The following is a 19,822-nucleotide window of genomic DNA, read 5'->3' on the forward strand; positions in this document are numbered from 1 at the left end:
AATGGCCATTCTACCTATAAGCCATATTCGTGTTATTTTAATCCCCTTTAAATTTTGCTTCTTTTTTCCGCCTTTTAAACAATTTTTTAAAGAAGCCATCTTCCTTTTCCAATTTACAATCTAAATCGTTTAAAACGTCATTACTTGGCGTTTCAAAAGTGCTTTTAGTAATGGCGTTAAATGCGGCATCTGCATTTAGTTTTTGGTAAAAACGTGCAAACATGGGCAATGCCGAATTAGCGCCTTGCCCTAAAGCTGTGGTTTTAAAACCAATGTTATAGTTATCATTCCCAACCCAAGTAATAGTAACCAACTGGGGTGTAATGGCTACAAACCACCCGTCTTTGTTGTCTTGTGTGGTTCCTGTTTTTCCAGCTATAGCGTTTGTTAAATTATAAGTGGTTCGTAGTCGTGAAGCGGTACCACTATTAACCGTTTCTTGCATCATTTCTAATAAAACCTGTCGGGTATAATCGCTAAAGGCTTGTTTGGCTTGTCTTTCAGGTTCAAAATCAGCTATAATATTCCCGTTTTTATCTTCAATTTTCGTAATCATATATGGCTTTACACCATAGCCATTATTTACGTAGCTAGCGTAAGCGCCTATTAATTCTTTCAAACTTATTTCGGCAACGCCTAAAGCTAAAGAAGGTTCTGATGGCAAGGTTTTAGTAATACCCATTTTTTGCACCAACTCGTGTACTTTAGAAATACCTACATCATTTAAAACCTTTACAGCAATGGTATTTACAGAATGACTTAACGCTTTTTCTAGGTTGTAATTAGTATTTGTTTTTTCATCGGGATCTTGGCCAGCGTTGGTTGGTGTCCAATTTTTATAGTTGGTATAGGTTACGGCGTCTATAGCGTAATACGAACAAGGTTTTATGCCGTTTTCAATAGCAGCTGTATACACAAATGGTTTAAAAGTTGAACCAACTTGGCGTTCACTTTGCCATACACGGTCATATTTAAAATGCCGATAATCAATACCACCAATGTAGGTTAGGATGGCACCCGTTTTTGGGTTGATGGATAACATACCCGTATTTAAAAGTTTCAGATAATGCTGCAAACTATCTTTTACTGAAAACAGCGCAGTGCTATCTCCTTGCCATGAAAAAATAGTTATTCCTTTTTTTACCGCTAATGAGTCGTTTATAGCTTGTTCGGAAAACCCTGCTTTTTTTAAACGCTGATATTCTGCTACCCCTTGCAAGGCTTTTTTAAATGCAGGTTTGTTGGATTGCCATGGTGCGTTTTTACCATAAGATGCTTCGAAAGCTACTTGTAATTTGGCCATGTGTGCCTTCATGGCTTCTTCAGCCATAGTTTGCATTTGGCTATTTAGGGTGGTATGTACTTTTAAACCATCGGTATAAATGTTGTAGGAATCGCCATCGGGTTTTTTATAATTTTTTAAAACAAGTTGAACCTGTTGTTTAACCTGTTCCCTAAAATAGGGAGCCAACCCTAAATCATGATTAAAAGAGCGGTAATTTAAATTAAGTGCTTCTGTTTTTAATGCCGCGGCTTTGGGTTGCTCCAGATAGCCATATTTTACCATCTGATTAATAACAACATCGCGTCTTCCCATTGTTCTTTCCGGCCATTTCCGGGGGTTGTAATAAGACGTCGCTTTTAATGTGCCCACCAGGGTTGCTGCCTCTGCAATAGTTAGTTGTGTAGCCGATTTGTTAAAAAACTTTTGTGCAGCACTTTCAATACCATAGGTGTTATCTGGAAAAGGAACCGTATTTAAATACTGTGTTAGGATGTCTTGTTTGGAATATACCTGTTCCATCCGTTTGGCTACAATGGCTTCTTTAAACTTGTTTATAACTATACTAAATACAGGATAGTCTTGTCGGCCAAACAAGTTTTTTGCTAACTGCAGGGTAATGGTGCTACCGCCGCCAGCCGATTCGTTTTGAAGTAAAATACTTTTAAAAAAAACCCGGACCAAACTAACGTAGTCTATTCCCTTATGTTGGTAAAAACGCACATCTTCTGTAGCTACCAAGGCATTAATTAGGTGTTTAGGAAATGCTTCGTAAGGCAGCGGTTGTCTATCAAAAATATAATATTTACCAATTAAATAGTTGTCCTGATCCAATACTTGCGTTGCCTCCGCTTGTTTTAAAACTATTAAATTGGCCTGCGTTGGCACTTTACCAAATAGTCCAAAATACACGCTTAAAAACAGTGCTGTAAAACACAAAATGATTGTTGTTATTACAAACAACAACCATTTTAGCCATTTATGTTTAAATATATATTGAATCTGTTTCATGTATTACATAAACGCCCACTCAAGGGTTTTATGTTATTTATTCAGAACTTATGTAGGGCTACTTATTCTTCTTCATCAAAATCTGGGTATAAAAAGTGATTGTACGGGAACCGGGTAATGTGAATATTACGGACTTCATCGTACACGCGCTTTTTAAATTCGTTTAAATTGCGCTTATTTAAGGCCGAAATAAATAAAGCGTTGTTACCTACGCGATGCATCCATGTTTTTTTCCATTCTTCCAAACTATAATGCGCCTCGGTACGCTCTACTTCTAAATCTGTTTCGTCGTAAGGCTCTGGTTTGTAGGCGTCTATTTTGTTAAAAACCATTATGGTTTCTTTATTAGCGCATCCTATTTCGCCTAAAACCTTGTTAACAGATTCTATGTGTTCCTCAAAATTAGGGTGCGAAATATCTACCACGTGCAATAACAAATCGGCTTCGCGCACTTCATCTAGCGTACTTTTAAAGCTGTCCACCAACTGGGTTGGCAACTTTCTAATAAACCCAACGGTATCGGTTAGTAAAAAGGGTAAATTCTGTATTACTACTTTTCGTACCGTCGTATCTAGGGTGGCAAAAAGTTTGTTTTCGGCAAAAACATCACTTTTGCTAATTGTATTCATGAGTGTGGACTTACCTACGTTTGTATACCCAACCAGTGCTACTCTAACCATTTTACCACGGTTACCACGTTGCACGGCCATTTGCTTGTCTATGGTTTTAATTTTGTCTTTTAACAAGGCTATTTTATCGCGCACAATACGTCTGTCTGTTTCAATTTCTGTTTCACCAGGACCGCGCATACCAATACCACCTTTTTGGCGCTCTAGGTGAGTCCACATACCTTTTAAACGCGGCAAAAGGTATTCGCATTGGGCCAATTCTACTTGGGTCCGGGCATAGCTAGTTTGAGCGCGCTGCGCAAAAATATCCAGAATTAAGTTTGTTCGGTCTAGTACTTTACACTCAAGAATTTTACTAATATTTCGCTCTTGAGCTGCCGATAATTCGTCGTCAAAAATAGCTGTTCCTATATTGTTTTCTTGAATAAACTGGCGTACCTCCTCCATTTTACCCTTTCCTATAAAAGTTTTTGGATTGGGCATATCCATTTTTTGGGTAAAACGCTTTAATACTTCGCCACCAGCTGTATAGGTAAGAAATTCCAACTCGTCTAAATATTCTTCAGATTTGTCTTCGTCCTGACTTTTAGTAATTACTCCAATTAGTACGGCACGTTCGTGCGTAATGTCTATCTTTTCTATCATAAATTTTATAAAGCACAAAGTTAATCAATTGCGCACACATTTATTTGTATATTTTTAACCCAAACCCTAAAATTACGATACCAAATGGAAAACGCTTTGCCACATACAGCAACCTATACCATTGCCTTCTATAACGTTGAAAATTTGTTTAGTAGCCACCATCCAACTACCGGCGAAGCGCGCAGCTATTTGCCGTTTTCTGAAAGACCTTGGAGCCAAAAACGGTATTTTAAAAAGCTCACAAATCTGGGTTTTGCTATTTCGAAAATTGGAGTTAACCAAACCAATAATTTGCCATCTATAATAGGACTAGCAGAGGTAGAAAACGAACAGGTTGTAACGGATTTATTGAACACGCCTGCACTAAAAAATACACCGTATAACTGTATTCATTTTAACTCCGAAGACACCCGCGGAATGGATGTTGCATTTGTATACAACCAAGCCGATTTTACTGTTACCAAATGGGAGTCTGTTCCGGTTAAACTGCCTTTGGTGGCACAGTCAAAACGTAACACACGCGATATTCTATTGGTATCTGGACTTTTAAAAGGGCAGCCTATTTCCATATTGGTAAACCACTGGCCGTCCAGACGCGATGGCGCCCCACAAACCGAGCCAAACCGAATGGCAGCAGCCAAAAGTGTTTGCCATATTATTAATAGGATTAAAGAAACGCATAGGCATCCTTTTGTAATTGTGATGGGCGATTTTAATGACGACCCACATTGCAAAAGCATGTATGCCTTATTAGAAGCGCACCACTTACATAATCCCTTTAAATTACTTTACTCCTATAGGCAAGGCAGTTATTACAACCAAAAACGTTGGCATCTATTCGATCAGGTTTTGTTATCGCCAGCCTTTTTAACAGGCTCTGAAAGTTCGCTTAAATTTAAGGAAGCGGGTATTTTTAATGCAGCTTTTTTAAAGGCAGAACACGGTCCCCATAAAAAGGCGCCATTACCAACCTATAGTGGCTACAAGTACATGGGTGGTTATAGCGATCATTTTCCTGTGTTTATTAAGCTTAATTTATAAAACAATTATACAGCCTGCCACAATATAACTGCCAGTAGAATACATGCCACAGGAAGCAACCACAAAAGGCAAATTGGTGTGTTTTTAGATTTTTTATTAATCATTTTGGCATTTAAAACCATGCGTTTTTTACCTGCGTACTGTATCCAGTTTTTGAAAAATATAAAAACGATAGCCATAATAAATAACACCCACACTTGGTCTTGGGATAAGGTATTTACGTGCATCTGGCTAAAAAAACCAGCGAAAAACATGCCTAGCAGCAACAAAATTGCTACTTGCAGAATGGATATGTAATAAGAGGCAATTTGGTGCGCCTTTTTGCTTTTTTTGCCTTTGTAATACTTTAATACGGTGTAATAAAGCGAATCGAAAATGCTCATGTGCTAACTGGGATATAAAAACAAAAGCTCCGTGGCAAAACCAGCGGAGCTTTAAGATACTTTTAAACGTATTGTAATTAGTTTGCTACTACAGACACATCATCTATCTGGTAAGTAGTTGTAATACCATTTGCAGCGCCGTTGTATTCAAAAGCAACATAAACGGTGTCGCCTAGGTAAGCAGACAAATCTAAATTACCCGAAAAGGTAAAACTGCTTGCAAAACCACTGCTTGTTCCAGTGGCTATATTTGCTTCTGATAATTCTGTCCAAGTAGCAGTTGTTGGATCACCAGAAAAATCGGTAGACACATATACTTTTAAACCTGCACCATTATTAAAACCATCTTTTGTTAGGAAAGATAGTGCTGCAGAGCTTAAACCACTTAAATCAATACCTGGGGTTACTAACCATGCATTTAATGGGTTTTCTCCGGAGTTAAATGCTGATATTTGCGCGTACATATTATCGTTAAAATCTCTAAATACAAATAAGTTAGAACCACCATTTACGTTAAAGTTTGTCCATCCTGGCAAGTTAACATCGTCAAAACGCGTACCAGATTCAAAATCTTCGCTAAAAATTGGTGTTGCCAACGTACAACGCTCGCCCATTAAGTTAACATCCTCTACCGTATTTAAAGCTAAAACCACAGAACTACCATCAAAAGTTTTGTTTACTACGGCTTTAAGTGTACCGTTACCAGTTGGAAGCAATTCATTTTTGAAATTAGAGAAAGAACTTGTTTCTAGGTTAATAGTTGTGTAATTAACACTTTCGCAAGATTGAAGGGCTCTTTTTGTATCGAAATCTTCTTGTGGATCGAAATAGCGAAGTCCTAAAACGTTATCCGCAAACTCTACATCGTTTAATTGTACATATATACCAACTAGGTCTTCATTTACTTCCGAAATGGCAAGCTCTAAAGGCATCATGGTTTCGGTAACTGGCGATCTTAAAACACGGGTTGTTGCTTTGGTTTCACCAATACTGGTAACAGTTGTTCCAAAACGGTCGGTTTCAATACCACCGCCAATAGCTGTAATACCGTTTCCTACACGCTCCTCACCAATGTAAAGGTCTTTTAGGCTAACATAAACCTCACGACCAAAGTTAAATTGGTTGTATAAATCTACTTGGTTAATAATAACTTTTATAGCTGTAGTAGGGTTTGATGGGCTATCTTGTAAGTAAAACTCTTTAAAGAAGTTTCCAGATTTATCGGAGGAAGACACATAACCTTTAATGTAAATGTTCTCGTCTATTGGCTCTAAGAAGTCGCCTTCGGTATACATTAATTTTGCTTCAGCTATAGAAATTTCAGTACCATTTGCTAACAACTTATTTAAACGGGCATTTTCCTCGCTTCCTAAACTAGCAGGTATGGTATAATCGTCATCTTGCACACACGATACAATTGCTAAACTAGCAATTACGGTTAGTACTAGGGTTAAAAATTTATTTGTTTTCATAATTAATAATACGTTTAATTTATTTTTTCTTTTTCGTTTTAGAATCTAAAGTTAACATTTACAAAGTAAGTAGCACCACGTCCGTACCAGTATTTTGGTCCAAACTGACGTTTAGGCGCTTGGTTATCAGCTAACAACTCGTTATAGTTAGCATTTCTACCTTGCTCAAAACCGCCTGTTTTATATACTTCGTCTAGTAAGTTGTTTACACTTGCAAACACGCCAATATAATAATCGCCAACTTTCCAAGATTTTCCACCTGTTAAATTTACAGTAAAATACGGATCAATCTCTTCTTGTTTTAATAATTCTCTGGCAATGTTTTCATCGTAATTATTTATTGGCAAACCATCATTAGCTAAATAGAAGTTTTGCGTTCTTAACAACGGACTAACATCTATGTAGGCTTTTGCCAAATAGTTAACAGTAGCACCAAACCACCAGTAGTCTGGATCGCGGTATTCAAAACCAACAGAGTATGCCTCTTGTGGTCCGCCTGCAATTTTATAGTCTTTTAAATTAGCTTTAGTAGTTGGAGTTCTGTTAAAGCTAGAGGATGTTAAATATAAGTTTGGATTGTTATCGTAGGTGTACTGACCTACAGAAGCCGCACCTTTTAATTTAATGGTAGGTGTTACCTGTGTCTCAATACCTAATTCGGCACCAATGTGTCTTTTATCTACACCTTGTAAAACTTCTTGCACAAAAGCACTAGAATCGTTAAACTCTTGACCATCGTTAGAAACTCCTAGCGCAAAGATACCATCGGCATAATAGAAACCAATTTCATTGGCGTCTTCAATTTTTGTGTAATAACCTGTAAGTTTGGCCTTAACTATAGGCGAACGGAAGATGTAGCTAGCATCTACACTGGTAATTTTTTCTTCCGTAATATTATCCACTATATTGTGGTTGTCTCTGGAGTTAGAATAGGTATTTCTAATTGTTGGTGCTTTTGTAATATAGCCACCGTTAACATCTATTAGGTGCTTACCGGTAATTTTATAAGTAAAGCCAGCTTTTGCAGCAATACCTGTAAAGTTTAATTTTTCGCCTTTCCCGTACGATAGGTCTCCAAGGAAATTACTGTGTTCCCACAGGCCATCACGCTGGTAAGAGGTGCTTGTAATACCACCAGACAAATAAAAATCCACTTTACTGTATTTAAATTGTGCTTGCGCATAACCGGAAATAACATCGGCGTAAATATTGTAGTTATAGCGGAATTTATCGCCTTCACCTAAAATTCGGCTTGGGTTTCGGTTGTCAAATTGGTAATTATCAAACGAATCGACATTTAAAACCCCAGAACCACCAAGTAAATCGATGATTTCACCAAAGTTTTTAGACTTTAAGTTTTTGTAATTAACAGCAGCATTAAAAATAATATTGTCGTTAATTTCGGTGTTAAAAATAGAGTTAACGGTAAACTGCTCATCGTCTGTACGGTCTTCATACAAGGCGTAAGCATTGGTATCGCCTACAGATGCGTTGGTAAGGTTGGCATCTAAAATACGCTCCCAGTTTATCTGACCATTGTTTTGGAAGTTTTGCTGTGCTAAGAAGGCGCCAGCATAATCTGGACCATCTGAATCTGCTAAAAAGTAGCTTGGTAAGTCTTGGTAGTAAGCTGGACTTGGATTAGCACCACCACTGTAATCTAAACGGCTGTTTCCAATTTTCCCATATTGGTAACCAACATTTGTGTTTAAGGTTGTTTTACTGTTAATATCCCAGTAATGGTTTAACATAAAAATAGGCTCTTCAATTTCTTTAATGCGCGAATTTTTCTTTTCACCATCTAACCAACCCCAGTATTCGTTATACTTAATGTCCTTTAAATCGTATACCTCTTGTGTGTTAGGCGACGATTTTCCACGACGGTTAGGCGTGTACATGGATGTAAAGTTAATGCTGTGGTTGTCGTTAATTTTCTTTTCTACGGCCACAAAAAATGAATTAGCATCGTATAAAGTCCCATCCTGGAAACCTTCTTTACCCCAGCGTCTGCCGCCCATAATAGCATAGGACCAACCACCTTCTAATAAGCCAGAAGCATAGCTAGCCATAACACGGTTTGTATAACTTCTGTTGGAAGATGAATACGTAACACGACCACCTTCGCGATATTGCGAAGCACGAACATTCATGTTTGTAGTACCTAAAACACCACCAAACGTGTAAGCTGAAGGCGCTAAACCTGTTGTTAATTCTTGGTTACGAAGTACATCATTCAAGCCACCCCAATCGCTCCATTGCGGTCTGCCATCGTACAACTTATTCATTTCGATACCATTAATTAAAACGCTACCATTTTCCGAATCTAAACCACGTACTCTAAAAAACGATGAGCTCCACTCGAAAGCTGCTGTACGCTGAAACACATCTTGAGAAGACTGCAGCAAGCCCGAAATATTATCCAAACCACCAGATTCGTCGTCCAACTCATCATCGGTTAAGTTTATGGTAAACAAATCGGCAGCTGTATCTCGTTCCAAAATCATATCGGTTATGTTTACCGTTTGCCCTTGGTTAATAACAATTGGGTAACGCTTAAAAACATACTCGTCTTTAGAAATTCTTAAAACCTGCTCTCCTAACGGTAAATTTGAACGTAGCTCAAACATTCCATTTTCGTCCGTTAAAGTTGTAATATCTGTACCTTCAATGGTAACAGTTACATTACGAATTGGATTTAATGAAGTGCCTTCTGTAACACTTCCTTTCACTACCGTTTCTTGGGCAATAGCCGCAACGGTGGAGAAAAATCCAAATAAAAAAACAATTAAACTTTTTTTCATGTTAGAATTTATAATTTTAAAATTGATACTTTCGTTAAATCTGAATTAAATGGGCGTGCAAATTTACATTATTTATAATAAATATCTACTTTTGGCGTGAGATTTGTAAATCAAGAATTGAATATAATACAATAAGGTAATGAAAAAGTTTAAAATTGGGGCATTATTGGCCTTTATATGCCTCACGATAAGCGTAAACGCTCAAGAAGCTAAAAAATTTAAAATTCACACGGTTGCTTTCTACAATCTAGAAAATTTATTTGACACCATTAACGACCCAAATAAAAACGACGAAGCAAGCCCAATTATGGAAATGAAGGTTAACACCAGCACCATTTATAAGAAAAAAGTGCATAATATGGCGCGTGTACTGGCCGACATTGGCACGGATACAGCTAAAAATTCGCCCGTAATAATTGGTGTTGCCGAAGTTGAAAACATAAAGGTACTGGAAGATGTCGTTAACGACCCCCAATTATTTTCCAAAGACTACGGTGTTATCCATTACGATTCGCCCGATAGAAGAGGTATTGATGTTGGTTTAATATACCAAAAGAAATATTTTACGCCTACCCACAGCAGTAACCACGAGTTGGTTATTATTGACGATCGCTCTGGAAGACGCGTTTATACCAGAGACCAACTGTTGGTTAGTGGTAAATTAGACGGCGAATTAATTCATATTCTAGTAAATCATTGGCCATCCCGAAGCGGTGGCGAGGCCAGAAGCAGACCGAAGCGTGTTGCGGCTGCCAAATTAAGTAAAAAAATTATAGATTCCTTACAAACGGCAGACCCCTATGCTAAAGTGATTATTATGGGCGACTTTAACGACGACCCAACCAATACCAGTATAAAAGACGTTTTAGGCGCTAAAAAAGAAAAGGAAGATGTTGCCTTAAAAGGTATTTACAATCCTTTTGAAAGCTTATTTAAAATGGGCATAGGCTCCAATGCCTACAGAGACAGTTGGAGCTTATTCGATCAGGTTTTAGTAACACAGCCATTTTTAGAAAAAGATTATAGCTCCTGGCGCTTATACCAAGCACACGTTTTTAATAAAAACTACTTGGTAAACAAAAAAGGACGTTATAAAGGCTATCCATTTCGAAGTTTTTCTAACGGCGGTTTTACAGATGGTTTCAGCGACCATTTTCCAGCCTACATATACCTCATTAAACAAGTGGATTAACAACCACACCAGACCATAAAAAAAGCGCCTTTTAATAAAATTTAAAAGGCGCTTTTCTTTACTGAAAATAGCAGATTAAGCCAACCATGTTTTCCAAGGAATTTTAGACAACACCAAAACCAAAGCTAGGGTATAAAAAATAGCTAGCATTTTTAATTTGGCTTTAGAAGTTAGTTTCTTTTTATGTTTGGAGTAACCAATGGTTATAAGCACCACAGCAACAATCATGGTAGTTGGGTGCTCTACAATATTGGAGCGTAAGGTACTATCTTTCATTACAGCACCCATACCCGCTTCTTTCACTATATTTATATAAGGGCCAACGGCGTACAAAATTATTCCAATTAATAGTTGAATGTGCGAAACAATAAGGGCAAATAAAGAAATTCTGAAATCTTTTGGTGCATATTCTTTACCAGCAAGCAGCTTTACTACCGCGTTTACAGTGGCCAAAACCAAAATTAAAAGGACTAAATACGCCCAATGCGAATGCAAAATGTTAACGGTGTTATACATATTTTAAAGTTTATAAGTTAGTTGTTACAAAGGTACTAAATAATGGGAATTAAAAAGCCGCTCCGAAAGGAAGCGGCTTTAAAATTTACTTATAGAATAGGTTTATTAAAACTTATACTTCACAGAAGCGTTAAATGTTAAACCATTTGTATTAAAGTATCCAAAGTTATCAGATTGCTGAATTCTTACCTCATCAAATACGTTGTAAACGTTACCAACAAAAGTTAAACGCTGACCACCAAATTCAAAATCGTAAGATACACCAACATCTGTTAAGGAGTAAGCAGCAATTCTACCCACATTTTCTGTTTGCACAGAGTTACCATCGTTTTCAAACAAACGGTCGTAGTAATTAATGTTACCGTACAATGTTAATCCATCAATAATGCGTGCGCGGGTTCCAAAACCAGCTGTAAATTGTGGTGCATTGGTAATTTTAACACCGTTTCTGTCTGTTCCTGGCGATTCAGAAATTAGCTCGCCAGTACGGTCGTTGTAAACAGATACATCCGATGTACCATCGTACTCCCAGCTACCACCAGACACATAACCTGTTAAGCTAATAGCATTGGTAATACGGTATTCCATATCTAATTCCACACCTTTGTGAATTTGACGCACACCTCTATCAAAAACGTTTAACTCTATATCATCCGAGTCATCGCCCGGTGTTCCGTTGTCGTCAATATCCGTACCTAAAATAACACGGTTGTCCCAGTCTGTGTAGTAAAAGTTAAAATCGGCTCTAAAATTAGATACCTTAAACTTATAGCCTAACTCAAAGCTTGTAATTTCTTCGTTATCCACCTCTGGATTTTTAAAGATGTCGTTAGAGCTTCTAATATCCTTAAAGATGTTATCTAAAAATGGTTGTCTTGAATAGAAACCTGCATTTAAGTAAATACGGCTACTATTTGGATCTATCGCGTAAGATACACCACCTTTTAAGTTGTAACCTAATTTGTCTAATTTATCAGACTTACCTAAACCTTCACCTTCAAAACGGCCTTCTCTCTGGTAAGATTGATTGGACACAGCTCCTTGGAAGAATACAGAAAAATTATCGTTCGCGTATTCAATTTGTCCAAAAGCACCTTGGTAATTAATGTTTTCTGAATAATCGTAATCAATACGCTGACCTTCATCTGCAAAATCAAATAATGAAGCCCATGGTTTTGGATCGAAAGATTGCGTTACTACAGCGCCATCTGGTCTGTCGTTTGCCCAACCTGTTAATCCGTAAAAATCGGCTACCTGACGGAAGTGATCACCTCTGTACAAACGTACATCGGCACCTACGTTAAAGCTTAATTCGTCTGTAATTTCATGGTTAAAGCTTGTTACCAAACCATACCAAGCGTGGTTGTTTACAGATGAACGACGAATGTACGAGGTGTTGCGCTCGCCACTTTCGTTACCAATACCATTGTCGTTAGCTAATGCCTGCTGCTCAATAGCAAAATAATCTATTTGTCCGTCTGCCGTACGAATTCGTCCACGACCACGGTCGCCCGTTCCGCCACCACGGCCCCAAGATGCGTAGGCTACTGTAGCTAATTCAGATTTTTCTGAAATATTCCAGTCCCAGTTAAAATTAAATACTGGTTTGTGGTAGTAGTTTGTTCTTTCAGATTCAATACCTTTAGAATATTGTGTCCCGTTTAAACCTTCTGTATAACCCCAGTGTTGGTTAAACTTTGGCGTATTTTCCAGTGTTTCTTTGCTTTGAGACCATCTCTGACCGTGTTGTTGTGGCGCTCCAGTTAACAAAACATTGAATGTATGGTTTTCGTTTGGCTTGTAACCAGCAGATAAGAAATAGGTTTGACCAGAACCAAAGGTACCTTGCGCCCATTTTCTATGCGCTTGCCAATGATCTAACAATACAGAAAAAGACCAACCTTTTTCGCTTAAACCAGTGTCGTAAGAAACGGTTCCTTTGAAGTAACTATCGTTACCACCCATAAAACGTACAAAGCCACCTTTATTTCTGTCTGTTGACTTCATAATAAGGTTCATGGTTCCACCTACAGACGAAATAGCTAATTTTGAAGATCCTAAACCACGTTGTAATTGTACGCCATTGGCTACATCGGCAATACCAGACCAGTTAGACCAGTACACACGACCATCTTCCATACCATTTACAGGCTGTCCATTTAATAAAACCGCAATGTTTGTTTGGTCGAAACCACGTAAAAACATTTGCGAATCGCCAAAACCAGTTTGTCCGGAAATATAAACAGATGGTGTGTTTTTTACAATTTCCGATACCTCTACGTTACCCACTGCACGCTCTTGAATTTCAGCACGCTTTATGGTAGATACCGCAATTGGTGTGGCGCGTTCCTCCGCTAAATCAATTACTCCCGAACCAACAATAACAACCTCTTCCAAGGTATTATTACTAGATAATACAATGTTACCAATGCTTTGGCTCCCTGTAACCGTTACTTTTTTTGTTTCGTACCCTACATAAGAAATTACTAAAACAGTATTGGTACGCTCTGTTTTAATAGTGAAGTTCCCATCAAAATCTGAAGATACGCCGTTTGTTGTACCTTCTTCAATAATGTTTGCACCTGGCAGTGGCGCGTTCATTTCGGCATCCATAATAGTACCTGTAACAGTACTTTGGGCCATAGCAATAGCACTTATTAAAAATGCTGTTGCAAAAAATAATCTTGTAATTTTTTTCATTGTATTATTAAGATTGGTTTGAAATTTTCGGCAAAATTAACGCTTTAAAGCATATTAACATGAAATTAAGGTTAAGTTTTTCCGCTTGAGGTAAGATAAAAAATATTTCAATGTGATAATTTGCTAATAAATAAAGCTATTAACAGATTTTTTAACAATGAAATTTTATTTATTTAAGTAAAAATTTAAAATCTTAGTAGTGGAAGCATCATGGTTTGTAAAAGTGTTATTTTTTACATCTGCCAGAATTGTAGTAGCTAACTGTTTTCCTAATTCTACCCCAAACTGATCAAAACTACAAATATTCCAGACACAACCTTGCACAAAAATTTTATGCTCGTACAAAGCTATAAGTTTGCCAAGATTTTCGGGAGTCAATTTTTTGATAAAAATGGTATTTGTTGGTTTATTACCCGCAAACACTTTAAAAGGTAAGATGGCTTGTATCTCTTTATTGCATAACCCTTTGGCGGTTAATTCCTGTTGTACTTCAGTTTCGGTTTTGCCGTTCATAAGGGCTTCCGTTTGCGCACAAAAATTAGAGATTAGTAAATCTTGGTGGGTTTTATTACCATGAAGCGATTCTGCAAAACCAATAAAATCAGCAGGAATTAATTTTGTGCCTTGATGCAACAGTTGAAAAAACGCATGTTGAGCGTTTGTTCCTGGTTGCCCCCATACAAGTGTCCCCGTTTGGTAGTTTATTGGTTGGCCATTTCTATCTACAGACTTGCCATTACTTTCCATTACACCTTGTTGCAAATATGTTACAAACCGATGTAAATACTGGGTATAGGGAATAACAGCTTCGCTTTCTGCTTCAAAAAAATTGTTATACCAAACACTTAATAGCGCTAGCGTTACTGGTATGTTTTTTTCGAAAGGTGCTGTAGTAAAATGGATATCCATTTGGTTGGCACCACTTAAAAGCTTTTCAAAATTCCGATAACCCAATGCCAAACATATTGATAAGCCTACGGCACTCCACAACGAAAACCGACCGCCTACCCAATTCCACATAGGGAAAATGTACTCCGGATTAATGCCAAAGGCTTCTGCTTTTTTAGTGTTGGCCGTAACCGCCACAAAGTGTTTCGCTATGGCCGCTTTTGGGGCCGTATTTAAAAACCATGCCAATATGGTATTGGCATTGGTTAGGGTTTCTTGGGTTACAAACGACTTGGATACAATAATAAAAAGGGTCGTTTCTGGATGAAACTTTTTTAATGTTTCCTGAACATGATCGCCATCTATATTGCTTACAAAATGTGTTTGTAAGTGGTTTTTATAATATCCAAGTGCCTCCACTACCATATGTGGTCCTAAATCAGAGCCGCCAATACCAATATTAACAACATCGGTAAAGGGCTGGTTGGTGTAGCCTGTTAATTGGCCATTAATAATTTGGCTGCTAAAACGTTCTAATTTTTTCTTAACCGTTTGTATTTGCGGCATTACATTGGCGCCTTCCACCAAAACAGGGGTTGTTTTGGGAGTACGCAGGGCTGTGTGTAAAACAGCTCTTCCCTCGGTTTCGTTTATTAAACAACCCGAAAATTGCTTGTTTATAGCTTCTTGCAATTTAATTTCTGAAGCTAATTGTAGTAATAGTTTTTGCGTTGTGGCGTTTATTCTATTTTTAGAAAAATCGACATAAAAATCATCCCAAGTAATTGAAAACGTGTTTACCCTATTGGTGTCTGCGGCAAACATGGTTTTCATTTCCTGGTCCTTTATGGTATTGTAATGCTCATAAAGCTGTTTCCAGGCTGTTGTTTTAGTTGGATTAATTTTAGGTAACGCCATGTTATTAATCTAGTTGTGAAATTAAATCTTCTGGTGTGTTGTCTAAAATAGAGGGGTTTGGCATTGGGATAGCATCTAGCTGTCCTTTTATTGGTTTAATATGTTCTAGATATTGCGCTCGGAGGCTATCGGAAATTGGTTCGGCTTCTGGTAGTTTTTCCTTAAACGGATCTACTTGTTTGCCGTTTTTCCAAAAACGATAACACACATGTGGTCCAGAGGTATTACCCGTCATTCCAACCCAGCCAATTACATCGCCTTGTTTTACATACTGCCCCACTTTTACATTTTGCTTTTTCATGTGCAAATATTGTGTTTCGTAGGTCGCGTTATGTCTTATTTTTACGTAATTACCGTTGCCTCTGGTGTACGCCGATTTGGTAACAACGCCATTAGCTGTTGCTCTAATTTCGGTGCCAATTTTTGCGGCAAAATCGGTTCCTCTGTGTGGCCTAATCCTGTTTCCGTACAAGGCAATTCGGCGTTTTAAATTAAACCGAGAGGAAATACGCTTATACTCCACTGGTGCTTTTAAAAAAGCCCGACGCAGATTTTTGGCGTCTTCATTAAAAAAATCGCTTAAACCTCTTTCTGGATCGGTTTCAAAATGAAAGGCATAAAAAGGCTCGTTACGGTGCTCAAAATAAACGGCTTTAATTTTATCTACGCCAGCATAAATGCTATCATCTATGTACTTATCTGTATAAATTACTTTAAAATAATCGCCTTTTTGCAATCGGGTAAAATCTATGGTCCATGCGTAAATATCGGACATTTTGTAGGCTAATAACAAACTAACACCACGGTCCGAAAGGGTTTGTGAAATGTTACTATTAATAACCCCTGAAAACTCTTTTTCTACATACTTTATGGGTTTCCTGCTGGTAAAGGCATGAATGGAGTCCTTAAAATTTACAACTACATATTCCTCTCTATTTGGCTGATATATAAACGATAGGGCACGCTGAATAGAGTCTTTAGAGCATAAAACTGTATATGGTTTACCTACATTTAGTTTGGTAATATCGAAATCATTTTTGGTTTGCTCGGCTATTTCAAATATTTTAGGATACCCTATTTTATAGCGCTCCATTATAATACCAAAGCTATCGCCTTTCCTTATGGTATCGCGTTTTACAACATACTCATTTAGGTTAAAGCCAAACTCTCGCAATTCCTCTTCGGGTACAATGGCTGCAAATTCGTCCTCCTCGTTAATTAGGTCGTCTGGAACTTGATTTTTACAACTTACTAAAACTAATAAAACGGCACATAGAATTATACATTCTTGCCCCAGTCTGCTAATTCTTGTTCGCTCCATAATTCTGGAAAAAATATTCGTCGTTGATATTTTGGATGCATATATTTTACCCATTCGCTTCCTCCTGTTGCTTCTGTAGTTTTACCGCCAATATTTAAATAATGATTGGCTGTATTGTAATGTGCCATTACCCATTTTATGTTTACGGTATAATCGTAATGGCGCATGGCATTTACTAAATCTTGATTCGTTTTTACGGCCTCTGGCAATGATTTAAATTTAGTCCAAAGATTGCGCGTATTGTAGAATTTCGCAAATCTAATAAATTCATCTTTGTATCGCTCTTCAAAAACTGTTAATAAATAACTTTTTTTACCCGTTTTATAATCTTTTCCAGCAGCCTGCCAATACAAATGTTCAAAAGCATGTTCGAAAGGTGTATTTCGGTCTATGGTTTCGCGAAAACGGTTATCTATTAAGTTAATAAGTTCTGTAGAAGCCAACTCTATTTGCCGGTATTGCGCACTCTGGAACCCACTGGCTGGTGTAAGGGTTAATCGGAATTTGTTGTATTGTTCTACTTCCATACCATCGCGCATAATTTCGAAAGAAGCCGTAAGCATGTCAAAATATCTGCTAATACGCATAAGTTTAGACGAAAAGAAAGGGGCTGTTACCGTGTTGGCATTAGCAACTTGGTCTAGCTCCCATAATGCCATTTTAAATAGCAATTCGTTAATTTGATGGTACATAATAAACACCATTTCGTCTGGCAAAGTGCTACGCTGGGTTTGTAGGTTTAGCAAGGCATCGGTTTGTATGTAATCCCAATAATTAATGGGTTTACTGTAAAGCAAACCTTGTAAGTGAACCTCTAAATCTTGACCAAGATTGTCAAATTTTTCTTTTAGTTGATTAGAAATATCGTTTGTCATACTATTAATTTTCTACTATAATGGTAAACGGATGTTTTAAACCCTTAAAGGCATTTAAATCGGCGCGCAAGGAGCCTACTGCTAAATTAGCTTTTACCCGTAAAGGTATTCTATTTTTATCGTTAGAAACCCAAAGGGTTAAACTTTCTTCCTCCTTAAACACACGCCCTGCCATGACATAAGGTCTGAACTTTAAACTGTTTATTTTACCAAATTTGGTTTTGATAACTTCCTGACCTAGGTAGCGTAATTTAAACCCATAATTTTCTTCATCAAAAAACATGGTTACAGCTACCTCGTCGTTTACTTTCAGGTTGTTAATATCCATATTATTTCTTAAATAATAAAATGTAGAAAGCATATCCTGAATGTTCGGTTTGGTTTGAAATGTTTTTTTAGTATTGTGCTTTAAATTATGCACATGGGCTTTATGTTGAATTTGGTCGAATTCTATTTCAATATTTTTAGTATGCCCACCTTCGTCTATATCTCTAATAAACCGATAGGGTATGTTTAATGTTTTATCGAAATAGCTCTCGTACCGGTCCTCTACTTTAAAAAACCAACTAACAGCGCCTGTTGTCCACCCTTTTCCAACCACATGAAAAACGGGTTTCTCCTTGTAAGTTGTTTCATGTACGGTTAAGGTAGCTTCGCCGGCCTTCATCCAACCGCTGTAACTCATATCAAAACGAAACCACTCGCCTGCACCAAAAGCGCTTTCGTTTTGAGAATAGGATTGTTGCAAAAACAGTAGAATACTTATGGTTAGTAATATCTTTTTCATAAATAATAAGCAAATTGTAATGTTATAAAAGCTTTTTACTTTACAGAATACAATTACTATTCCAAAAATAGGAAACAAAAAAAACTCTATCGGTATGAATGATAGAGTTTTTAATAATATGTTCTGCTGTACGCAAATTATAAGGTTCCGCGCAACGCTTGTTCGCGCTCAATAGATTCAAAAAGCGCCTTAAAGTTTCCTGCTCCAAAACCTTTGGCTCCCATGCGCTGAATAATCTCGAAAAACAACGTTGGTCTGTCCTCCACGGGCTTGGTAAAAATTTGTAACAAATAGCCTTCCTCGTCGGCATCTATCATAATTCCTAAAGCCTTTAAGGTTTCAATATCTTCGCGCAATTCGTGGCTAAACTCCTCCAAACGCCCTGGCACAGATTTGTAGTACTCCTCTGGTGGTGTTGATAAAAACTCTACGCCGCGCGACCGTAAATCGGATACAGTACTAATTATATCGTCTGTTGCTACAGCAATATGCTGCACGCCTGGACCTTCGTAAAAATCTAAATATTCTTCAATTTGCGATTTCTTTTTACCTTCGGCTGGCTCGTTTATTGGAAATTTAATGCGGCCATTACCGTTACTCATTACTTTACTCATAAGAGCGGAGTATTCGGTGTGTATTTGCTTATCGTCAAAAGACAAAAAGTTAACAAAGCCCATAACATCTTCGTACCATTTTACCCAAATATTCATTTCGTTCCAACCTACATTTCCTACCATGTGGTCTATAAATTTTAAGCCGGTTGGCTTTGGGTTGTAGTCGGATTTCCAAGCCACAAAACCAGGCATAAAGGTACCGTTGTAGTTTTTGCGTTCAACAAACATATGTACCGTTTCGCCGTAGGTATAAATACCGGCGCGCACTACTTCGCCATGCTCGTCTTTTTCCACGGTTGGCTCCATGTAGGATTTGGCACCACGCTTGGTGGTTTCCTCATATGCGCTTCTGGCGTCATCCACCCATAGCGCCACTACTTTAACGCCGTCGCCATGTTTTACAATATGATCGTTTATAGGTGATTTACTATTTAACGGTGTGGTTAAAACCAAGCGAATTTTATCTTGAACCAAAACGTAACTTACTTGATCTTTAGATCCTGTTTCTAAACCTTTGTAAGCGTAAGATTGAAAGCCAAAAGCGGTTTTATAAAAATGGGCTGCTTGTTTGGCGTTACCCACATAAAACTCAACATAATCGGTTCCTAAAAGCGGTAAAAAGTCTTCGGCACCTTCAAAAATTTTTTCTAATCCGTATTCCACAGATTTAATCTCTTTTTTGCTCATAATTTTGGGAGTGTTTTTCGTGGTTGCGGTTCATTTTACAGCCGCAACTATTTGTGTTGT

At 37.7% G+C, this 19,822-nt stretch carries 14 protein-coding genes; 2 read left to right on the top strand and 12 right to left on the bottom strand.

Going from position 1 to position 19,822, the window contains the following annotated elements:
• Positions 1-37: 37 nt before the first annotated feature.
• Positions 38-2,293, bottom strand: a complete 2,256-nt coding sequence (locus tag ACFSQP_RS05600) for a penicillin-binding protein 1A (protein ID WP_376892428.1) — start codon at positions 2,291-2,293, stop codon at positions 38-40.
• 62 nt (positions 2,294-2,355) lie between these two features.
• Positions 2,356-3,567 carry a GTPase HflX gene (gene hflX / locus ACFSQP_RS05605; protein ID WP_376892429.1) on the bottom strand — a complete coding sequence of 404 codons (1,212 nt, stop codon included), beginning with the start codon at positions 3,565-3,567 and terminating at the stop codon, positions 2,356-2,358.
• 84 nt (positions 3,568-3,651) lie between these two features.
• On the opposite strand from hflX, the gene ACFSQP_RS05610 reads away from it, so the two are divergent.
• Positions 3,652-4,608, top strand: coding sequence for an endonuclease/exonuclease/phosphatase family protein (locus ACFSQP_RS05610; RefSeq protein ID WP_376892430.1), 957 nt, complete (start codon positions 3,652-3,654; stop codon positions 4,606-4,608).
• A gap of 5 nt (positions 4,609-4,613) precedes the next feature.
• Here ACFSQP_RS05610 and ACFSQP_RS05615 read toward each other — a convergent pair whose 3' ends face one another.
• From ACFSQP_RS05615 to ACFSQP_RS05625, 3 genes are all read right to left on the bottom strand, one after another.
• Positions 4,614-4,991 carry a hypothetical protein gene (locus ACFSQP_RS05615; protein WP_376892431.1) on the bottom strand — a complete coding sequence of 126 codons (378 nt, stop codon included), beginning with the start codon at positions 4,989-4,991 and terminating at the stop codon, positions 4,614-4,616.
• A 77-nt stretch (positions 4,992-5,068) separates the two neighbouring features.
• Positions 5,069-6,463, bottom strand: a complete 1,395-nt coding sequence (locus ACFSQP_RS05620) for a DUF5689 domain-containing protein (RefSeq protein ID WP_376892432.1) — start codon at positions 6,461-6,463, stop codon at positions 5,069-5,071.
• Between the two features lie 38 nt (positions 6,464-6,501).
• Positions 6,502-9,264 (bottom strand): carboxypeptidase regulatory-like domain-containing protein, encoded by a 2,763-nt coding sequence (locus tag ACFSQP_RS05625; protein ID WP_376892433.1) that lies wholly within the window; start codon positions 9,262-9,264, stop codon positions 6,502-6,504.
• A 139-nt stretch (positions 9,265-9,403) separates the two neighbouring features.
• Here ACFSQP_RS05625 and ACFSQP_RS05630 point away from each other — a divergent pair, with 139 nt between their 5' ends.
• On the top strand, positions 9,404-10,456 hold the full coding sequence (locus ACFSQP_RS05630; protein ID WP_376892434.1) for an endonuclease/exonuclease/phosphatase family protein: 1,053 nt from the start codon (positions 9,404-9,406) through the stop codon (positions 10,454-10,456).
• 75 nt (positions 10,457-10,531) lie between these two features.
• On the opposite strand, the gene ACFSQP_RS05635 is transcribed toward ACFSQP_RS05630, so the two are convergent.
• The 7 genes from ACFSQP_RS05635 to hppD form a co-directional block, all read right to left on the bottom strand.
• Positions 10,532-10,972: a hypothetical protein gene (locus tag ACFSQP_RS05635; RefSeq protein WP_376892435.1), complete on the bottom strand. Its 441-nt coding sequence runs from the start codon at positions 10,970-10,972 to the stop codon at positions 10,532-10,534.
• A 105-nt stretch (positions 10,973-11,077) separates the two neighbouring features.
• Positions 11,078-13,672 carry a TonB-dependent receptor gene (locus ACFSQP_RS05640; protein WP_376892436.1) on the bottom strand — a complete coding sequence of 865 codons (2,595 nt, stop codon included), beginning with the start codon at positions 13,670-13,672 and terminating at the stop codon, positions 11,078-11,080.
• Positions 13,673-13,837: 165 nt separating this feature from the next.
• A complete protein-coding gene (gene pgi, locus ACFSQP_RS05645; protein WP_376892437.1) occupies positions 13,838-15,478 on the bottom strand; it encodes a glucose-6-phosphate isomerase in 1,641 nt (546 codons plus the stop codon).
• 4 nt (positions 15,479-15,482) lie between these two features.
• Positions 15,483-16,799 carry a peptidoglycan DD-metalloendopeptidase family protein gene (locus ACFSQP_RS05650; RefSeq protein WP_376892438.1) on the bottom strand — a complete coding sequence of 439 codons (1,317 nt, stop codon included), beginning with the start codon at positions 16,797-16,799 and terminating at the stop codon, positions 15,483-15,485.
• Positions 16,757-17,674 carry a tryptophan 2,3-dioxygenase family protein gene (locus ACFSQP_RS05655; RefSeq protein ID WP_376892439.1) on the bottom strand — a complete coding sequence of 306 codons (918 nt, stop codon included), beginning with the start codon at positions 17,672-17,674 and terminating at the stop codon, positions 16,757-16,759. Before ACFSQP_RS05655 ends, ACFSQP_RS05650 begins: the two co-directional genes overlap by 43 nt.
• Before the next feature lie 4 nt (positions 17,675-17,678).
• Positions 17,679-18,461: a DUF3108 domain-containing protein gene (locus ACFSQP_RS05660; protein ID WP_376892440.1), complete on the bottom strand. Its 783-nt coding sequence runs from the start codon at positions 18,459-18,461 to the stop codon at positions 17,679-17,681.
• A 137-nt stretch (positions 18,462-18,598) separates the two neighbouring features.
• Positions 18,599-19,762: a 4-hydroxyphenylpyruvate dioxygenase gene (gene hppD, locus ACFSQP_RS05665; RefSeq protein WP_376892441.1), complete on the bottom strand. Its 1,164-nt coding sequence runs from the start codon at positions 19,760-19,762 to the stop codon at positions 18,599-18,601.
• Between the last annotated feature and the right edge of the window lie 60 nt (positions 19,763-19,822).

The sequence above is a fragment of the Bizionia sediminis genome (assembly GCF_042684585.1).
Taxonomy (GTDB): domain Bacteria; phylum Bacteroidota; class Bacteroidia; order Flavobacteriales; family Flavobacteriaceae; genus Algorimicrobium; species Algorimicrobium sediminis.

Bases quoted from the DNA above. Each gene is read 5' to 3' on its own strand.
- ACFSQP_RS05600 (WP_376892428.1), bottom strand. From the start codon at position 2,293: ATGAAACAGATTCAATATATATTTAAACATAAATGGCTAAAATGGTTG.
- hflX (WP_376892429.1), bottom strand. From the start codon at position 3,567: ATGATAGAAAAGATAGACATTACGCACGAACGTGCCGTACTAATTGGA.
- ACFSQP_RS05610 (WP_376892430.1), top strand. From the start codon at position 3,652: ATGGAAAACGCTTTGCCACATACAGCAACCTATACCATTGCCTTCTAT.
- ACFSQP_RS05615 (WP_376892431.1), bottom strand. From the start codon at position 4,991: ATGAGCATTTTCGATTCGCTTTATTACACCGTATTAAAGTATTACAAA.
- ACFSQP_RS05620 (WP_376892432.1), bottom strand. From the start codon at position 6,463: ATGAAAACAAATAAATTTTTAACCCTAGTACTAACCGTAATTGCTAGT.
- ACFSQP_RS05625 (WP_376892433.1), bottom strand. From the start codon at position 9,264: ATGAAAAAAAGTTTAATTGTTTTTTTATTTGGATTTTTCTCCACCGTT.
- ACFSQP_RS05630 (WP_376892434.1), top strand. From the start codon at position 9,404: ATGAAAAAGTTTAAAATTGGGGCATTATTGGCCTTTATATGCCTCACG.
- ACFSQP_RS05635 (WP_376892435.1), bottom strand. From the start codon at position 10,972: ATGTATAACACCGTTAACATTTTGCATTCGCATTGGGCGTATTTAGTC.
- ACFSQP_RS05640 (WP_376892436.1), bottom strand. From the start codon at position 13,672: ATGAAAAAAATTACAAGATTATTTTTTGCAACAGCATTTTTAATAAGT.
- pgi (WP_376892437.1), bottom strand. From the start codon at position 15,478: ATGGCGTTACCTAAAATTAATCCAACTAAAACAACAGCCTGGAAACAG.
- ACFSQP_RS05650 (WP_376892438.1), bottom strand. From the start codon at position 16,799: ATGGAGCGAACAAGAATTAGCAGACTGGGGCAAGAATGTATAATTCTA.
- ACFSQP_RS05655 (WP_376892439.1), bottom strand. From the start codon at position 17,674: ATGACAAACGATATTTCTAATCAACTAAAAGAAAAATTTGACAATCTT.
- ACFSQP_RS05660 (WP_376892440.1), bottom strand. From the start codon at position 18,461: ATGAAAAAGATATTACTAACCATAAGTATTCTACTGTTTTTGCAACAA.
- hppD (WP_376892441.1), bottom strand. From the start codon at position 19,762: ATGAGCAAAAAAGAGATTAAATCTGTGGAATACGGATTAGAAAAAATT.